The sequence below is a fragment of the Algoriphagus sp. AGSA1 genome (assembly GCF_021390545.1).
GTDB lineage: Bacteria > Bacteroidota > Bacteroidia > Cytophagales > Cyclobacteriaceae > Algoriphagus.
Genome location: NZ_JAJUWR010000006.1, coordinates 228073 through 234772, shown reverse-complemented (window position 1 = coordinate 234772; position 6700 = coordinate 228073). Strand labels below are relative to the sequence as shown.

At 40.8% G+C, this 6700-nt stretch carries 4 protein-coding genes; all 4 read right to left on the bottom strand.

Annotated elements, in window-relative coordinates:
- Window positions 1-186: 186 nt before the first annotated feature.
- Window positions 187-453, bottom strand: a complete 267-nt coding sequence (locus tag LZF95_RS06455) for a winged helix-turn-helix transcriptional regulator (protein WP_233754160.1) — start codon at window positions 451-453, stop codon at window positions 187-189.
- A gap of 196 nt (window positions 454-649) precedes the next feature.
- A complete protein-coding gene (locus tag LZF95_RS06450) occupies window positions 650-4786 on the bottom strand; it encodes an AAA family ATPase (protein WP_233754159.1) in 4137 nt (1378 codons plus the stop codon).
- Window positions 4787-4902: 116 nt separating this feature from the next.
- Window positions 4903-5718, bottom strand: coding sequence for an N-acetylmuramic acid 6-phosphate etherase (murQ, locus tag LZF95_RS06445; protein ID WP_233754158.1), 816 nt, complete (start codon window positions 5716-5718; stop codon window positions 4903-4905).
- Window positions 5719-5737: 19 nt separating this feature from the next.
- Window positions 5738-6595: an N-acetylglucosamine kinase gene (locus LZF95_RS06440; RefSeq protein WP_233754157.1), complete on the bottom strand. Its 858-nt coding sequence runs from the start codon at window positions 6593-6595 to the stop codon at window positions 5738-5740.
- Between the last annotated feature and the right edge of the window lie 105 nt (window positions 6596-6700).

The following is a 6700-nucleotide window of genomic DNA, read 5'->3' as shown; positions in this document are numbered from 1 at the left end:
GATCAGTTTCAGTGGCTTTTCTGTTTTCAACCCAAACCAAGTTTTGGATATGGTGATGATCGCGTCCCGATTTTGATCGGGAAGGTCGTAGGTTCGAATCCTGCCACCCCGACGAAAGCCACTGATCGGTTTCAGTGGCTTTTCTGTTTTCAACCCGAACCAAGTTTTGGATAAAACACTTCGGATTCATGTATGTTCCATCATTTTTCTGTGTTTCTCGCCCCATGCCTGCAATTCCTTAATAATGGGATCCAGTTCCCGGGTAATGGAAGTCATTTCATATTCTACACGTGGTGGCACTTCTGCATAAACAGTACGCTTTATAAGCTTATTGGCTTCCATTTTTCGCAACTGAAGCGTAAGCATCCTCTCAGTGATTCCCTGAATACTCTTTTTTAATTCCCCAAACCTCATTTTGCCATTTTCCAACACACAACAAATGGCAGCACCCACTGACCACTAAGAAGGTCTGTAGCATAAATAGTAGCAGGGAGTGTTACTCTAACTCTGTCCTCCCCTTCCGTTGGGGTACCCCACGGAAGGGGACTAATTAATTTTCCGTATTGATGTCCAGCGTCAACCTTCTCTCAAATCTAATAGCCAACTGTTGGGAATCCCGTCAGGATATCTCTTAATTTACAGAATTCAATTAGAAAATCGGTATATCAATAACCACGAGGCAACCTTGGTTTGGCTGGTTCTCTATGATAAAAGTACCTTTAAGCATCTGCACTTTTGCCTCAATGCCGAGTAGCCCCATTCCCCAATCCTTTTGGTCTTTTTGCAGCCCCGTCCCATCGTCATCGACGGTGATATTCAATTCATCCTCGTGATTAATTATTTGAACCCGAAGATGTCTTGCATTGGCATGCTTCAGAACATTTTGAATAAGTTCCTGGCAAATCCTATACACCGTCAATTCTATTTGATCATCCAATCTATTATGTAGGCCGAGTACTTGTAGTTCTGCTTGGATAGAAGTTGATTCATTGACATCCTCTATCAGTGACTGCAAGGCAGAGGAGAGGCCAAAGCGCCTTAAGGAAACAGGGGACATATGGTGTGCAATTTTACGGACCTCTCCTATTGCTCTGTCCAGTTTTTCCAAGGTTTCATTACCTTCCTGTGTCAGCTGTCTCTCACTATATTTTTCAAAGATATTTGCCAGTCGGATTTTTATTGTTGAAAGTTGAGATCCCAAGCTATCATGCAAATCACCTGCAATTCTCTCCCGCTCATATTCTTGTACTTTCAGCAAATCTTTGATATGGACGTTTTTCTGCTGCTCGATTAGTGTCATTAATTCCTGTTTTTGCTGCACTTCCAACTTTATCTCTTCGTTGAGAGCCAAGCTTTCTTCATAGATTCTGGCATTTTCAAGTATTATCCCACCCTGACTTGCTATGATACGAACCCATCGGATGATTTCATTTGAATAATTGGCCAGGCAAAAACTACTTTCCAAATAAACGAGAATAGATAGGGAATCCGAGATTCCAAGTGGGAAAATCATGCAGGATTTTATACCGACTTCGCTCAATTTCCGAAGTTGTGGAAAGCCATTATCATCAGCCAATTCATCAAAAATCAATGGAGCCTTAGTTCGGTAGGCCATCAAAAAGAGACCGGATAAATCAATTTCTCCAAATATTTCTCTTTTTCTTTTTCGGTTACTGATCAGCTGCATTTCCCCTCTCTGCCCCAGTTGTCCTTTTCTTTCTATCAATTGAACAGCAGCTCCACTGGAAGCAGAAACTCGTAGCAGAATGGTCAGTAGTTTTTGGGAGATTTTTTTCACATCCAATTCTCCCCCAAGTTCTCTCAGGATATTTTCTATATCCAATGGATTATCCTTTTTGATAGCTGGGTCAAACAAAAATGAATACTGCCTTACCAATTGACGTACTTTTCTTTTTGCCTCCCAGAGTTCGTAATACCTTACCGATTCCAAAAAACACAGTTTTGCTGAACTATAGTCATTTATTGACAAATAGTACTTTCCAGTAAGCTCATTGGCCAATGCTACTTGATATAAATTACCTTCCACGGCTTGACAAGCACGTTGATAATTTTGTTCGATTTGAGATTCATTTTCTCCGGATATTCTCTCAATCTCTGCCTTGAGCAACCAATAATCAGAAGCATAATTAGCTGGCGCATGATGATACCACGTACTTAAATCCGCAAGCACATTATTTAGCCAAAGGCGGTTCTCCATCTGCTCTTCTTTGGCTAGATTGGCCCAGTCCTGAGTTATTGCCAAACTCATAATCAAAATATTCGCAGGAACTAAAGGTGAACCCTGTTGCAATTTCTTGTTGGCATCAGCTTCTTTTGCGCTGATCTTAGCCTGCCCATAGTATCCGAACAGAAAAAAGTATCTCGCAAGTACGTAATTCCTATAAAATCGCTCCTCCTGTAGTGTCAACTTTGCCGCCAGTCCACTAGGATTCTGTTTGGGAAGTGAAAGAAATGGGCTTTCGGTAGTCAGGTATTTGATCAGTTCCTTTTGATAATGAGTGATGTAATAAGTTAATTCCATCCCAGGATATGACTCTTTGAAATCAAAGGATAAAAGCCCTGAAATCGGCTTCCCACTTAGAAAGTGAAGATTAAACAGATGGGTTTTGAGAATATACAAGCCAATCAAATCTCCCGACTTTCTCCCAACCTCCATTCCTTCCTTCAAAAGCATTGTGCTCTCATCAAAAGCTCTTTTCCATGGTTGTATATAAAATGCGAAAACACCCAAAACCCTACATCTATACTGAAGATCCTCAAGAGCGGTATTTATATCCAGCCCCATTTTCCCATACTCATATCCCTCACTCAGTTCCCCAGCGATAATCTGCATTCTCCCATAACTCACATACCCTATGGTACTTAGATTTGGAAGATTAAAAAACCTTGAGCGTTGAATCAGTTGAAGGGCTGCCCAAGTCATAAGGGATTCTGAAGTATGGTGCATAGCCATCCCACCTATGTATAATAAGCGAAGAATTAAAGGTTGGATCTCTAGCTCATTAGGATCAAAAAGTATGGTTTGTTGTGGGTTTTTAGTTGAAAGATTTGTTTGAAATACTTGAATTTGCCTACCCAATTCCTGCTCATTCAATGGCAATTCAATACCGAGTTCAGCTAATATTTCCTTTAAAATAACCACCGCCTTGCGATATCTACCTAAGTGATTGTTAATCACAATCTTCAACTCAAAAGCTTCTGACCTATGTTTTATTATTCTGAGATGCTCAATCAAATAGTCTAATTTGATTTCTGCCAGATCATATTCACCAAGCAGGTATTCTACTTTAGCACTTTCCAAATGAACCTGAAATAATATAGGATTCACCTCATCCCACCGCAACCCTTTCAACAGCTCCAGTGAAGCCTTTAGAAATACCTTGGCTTGGGAATAAGCATTTTCATCCTTCTGCATCCTTGCTACTTCCAGAAGAATAGTTGCTGCATGAACTTTCTCACCGGTATTTGTGATACTTTCTATCGCTAACTGCAAATGCTGGGCAATAATGACTTTGTCTGAGTTGCTCAACAGACTAAAATTATCTCTTAGAAGGATTTGTGCCAGCTGTAAATGATAAAGGGATTTTTCCTGGCTTGTGAGTCGAGAATAAATGAATTCCCCAAAGTAACTTTCGACAAACATATATTTGCCATTTTGCATGCTTAATATGCCCTCTGAATCAAGGTACGCCAATGCTGTTTTCCCATCAGAAATATCTCTGAACAGCAGTTCCATGTCACCTTCTGAAAGTACTTCTGCACAAGCATTCAACTCAACTATTTTTTTGGCGGAAGAAGGAAGTGAATTAAAACGTTCTTGGTAAAACTGGGTAGAGTTAATTCCCTGAAAACGGGCTTTTATTTTTGGGATATTTCCAGTCCAACCTTCAGAATTCCTTTCCAGGAGTTTCTCTTGTACCAAGGCATGTACCAAGCTGGTCAATAGGGCAGGATTTCCTTTACCCAATTTGTGAATAAGTGTACTGGTGGTTGACTCACATTTACCCTCCAAAAGCTGGCCTATAAAATCCTGGCTTTGATGCAGACTAAATTCCCCCAGCTCTATCCTTTGAATATGTTTTTGATCAAAGCCAAGTGATCCTATCAACTGATCCACCTGTCCCAGGTCTTCCTTTGAATCTCGCACAGCTCCAAGCCATAGTAATTTGGAAGGCGGAATATGTGTAAGCAAATACTGAAGTAAGCTTGCGCTGGATCCATCTATCCACTGCAAATCGTCTGTAAATAGTATCAGCACCTGATCAGAAAAATCACTAAAAAATTCGAATAGCACCTTAAACAAAAAATAAAGCTGGTTTTCCATTTTAGGGGTATTGGAAATCTCCTGCTTCTCCCCTTTTATGCCCAGCATCATCAGCTCTGGGATGTATTCACACATCAACGCGAAATTCTCTCCCAAAGCCAGGTTGAGCCCTTCCGAAAAGGAAACAAATGACTCGGGATCCATCTCCCTGAACTTTGACCTTAAATAATTGCCAATTGCCAATTTAAGACCTGCGTACGGTACATTCTGAAGCTGCTGGGATTGCCGGCTTATCAGTACATCATACGTAGAATTCAATAGGTGCTTTTCGATCAAAAAAGTCTTACCTGCCCCAGATTTACCAATGATGACAGCTCCAGTCCATAAGGTATTAGACGGATGAAGCATCTTTTTGAGGCACCCATCCAGCTGATCGAGAAGAAGATTATGAATAGATACTTCTTCCTGAGTAGAATTGCTGTTAATGAATGGATCTTGCATCTATTGTAAATGGAAAAAGCGGAATACACTGATCGCTAAACTACTAAGCAAACAATTTAATCTTTCTATTTTCCCTAAGAATTCTGAATTCTTGGTTTAATGGCTTGGTTCCAATTCTATTCCCCCGTCGTAAGCTCAGTGATTACAGTGTTCACCGATCCGTACTTTTCCAATAGCGACTGGGCCTCTTGATATGATAAGGAAGGTACTTCTGAAAGAATCATTCGTACTCCTCTATCCACTAGCTTGCTATTACTGAGCTGCATATGTACCATTTTGTTGCCTTTCACTTTACCCAAGCGAATCATCAAGCTGGTACTGATCATGTTGAGAATCAATTTCTGCGCAGTTCCTGATTTCATTCTGGTACTCCCTGTGACAAACTCAGCTCCAACCTCCACTTCTATTGCATGTGTGGCAAATGTTGAAATAGCCGCATTGGAATTACAAGAAATACTTGCAGTCAGCAGCCCATTGGCTTTCGACGCTTTTAGTCCTCCCATTACATAAGGTGTCTTGCCTGAAGCAGCTATCCCGAGTACAGTGTCATTTTCATTCAACCCATACCGCGAAAGGTCAATCCATGCTTGATCTTCATCATCTTCAGCTCCTTCCACAGCAGATCTTATGGCTGTTTCTCCGCCTGCTATCAGGCCAACTATCGATTCTGGAGAAGCTCCAAAGGTCGGGGGAATTTCAGAGGCGTCCAGCACGCCCAATCTTCCAGACGTACCAGCTCCAATATAAAACAATCTCCCGCCAGACTTAAATTTTTCAACTAAGTCCTCTACTAACTTTTCTACCCGGGGAAGTACTTTTTGGACTGAGAGTGCCACTTTCTGATCTTCCCTATTGATAGATTCCAGTAAGTCCAACAAAGGCATGGATTCCAAATTGTCGTAGAAGGAAGCTGATTCGGTAGCAAGTGTCATTTATAATGAGTGTTGTGAATTAATAATTAACGAAGGTTTGGCTGTGAAAATTTACCAGGCCGTTCATTGGGTGTTGGGCGATATTTTTTATTTTCTCACCAAACTCCTCAGCTACTGCCCGCAAACAAGCTTCAAAATGATACGCAATAGAGCCTGTAAATACTAAAGGGATATCCTGATGAGATTTTCGATAAGGCATGATATAGTATTCGAAAAACTGTCTGAAGTTTTGATAAATTAAAGAATGGATAATTGGATCGGTGATATTATCAAGCAGAAAGGGGGTAAATGAAGCCAAAAAACGATTGACCCGTGGCTGATTGTAGATTTTATCCAGAATCATCCGTTGATCCAGTCCAAATTTTTTAAAAAATTCCTCTTTAAGCCCCTCTCCTATATTTCCTTGCAATAATTCCCGGATCAGATCCCGACATAGCACCGTTCCACTGCCATAATCCCCCAAAATAAACCCCAAGGAAGGTACGTTACCAATTATGTCCCTGCCATCATATAGACACGAATTTGCTCCAGTGCCTAATATGCACGCTATTCCAAACTCACCCTGAAGCAAACTTCTGGCTGCGCCCAAAATGTCTCCATTTACTTCTGCAGGTACTTGAGTTGGAAATATCTCATCCAGCACGACTGCCATTTCTGCCGCCTTGGTAGGATGACTACAGCCAGCTCCATAGAAAACCACTCTATTCACATCAGGAATTTTATCAAGAACTTTTGAACTAAGTTCGCTTTTGATTTCATCTGATGTCAGAAAATAGGGATTAAGTCCCTTCGATTTAAGAGACACCAAGCAATCGCCTGATTTATCTATTAATCTCCAATCGGTCTTGGTAGACCCACTATCTGCCAATAAAAGCATTCAGAATCAATTTAATAGGAAAGAGCTGGGCCAATTCCCAAGTCTCATGATCTACAAATATGTTTTTTAAAACAACTATTGCCCTCCCTGAAAATAGGGATTTGT

Coding starts and splice junctions, on each gene's coding strand:
- LZF95_RS06450 (WP_233754159.1), bottom strand. CDS start 4,786: ATGCAAGATCCATTCATTAACAGCAATTCTACTCAGGAAGAAGTATCT.
- murQ (WP_233754158.1), bottom strand. CDS start 5,718: ATGACACTTGCTACCGAATCAGCTTCCTTCTACGACAATTTGGAATCC.
- LZF95_RS06440 (WP_233754157.1), bottom strand. CDS start 6,595: ATGCTTTTATTGGCAGATAGTGGGTCTACCAAGACCGATTGGAGATTA.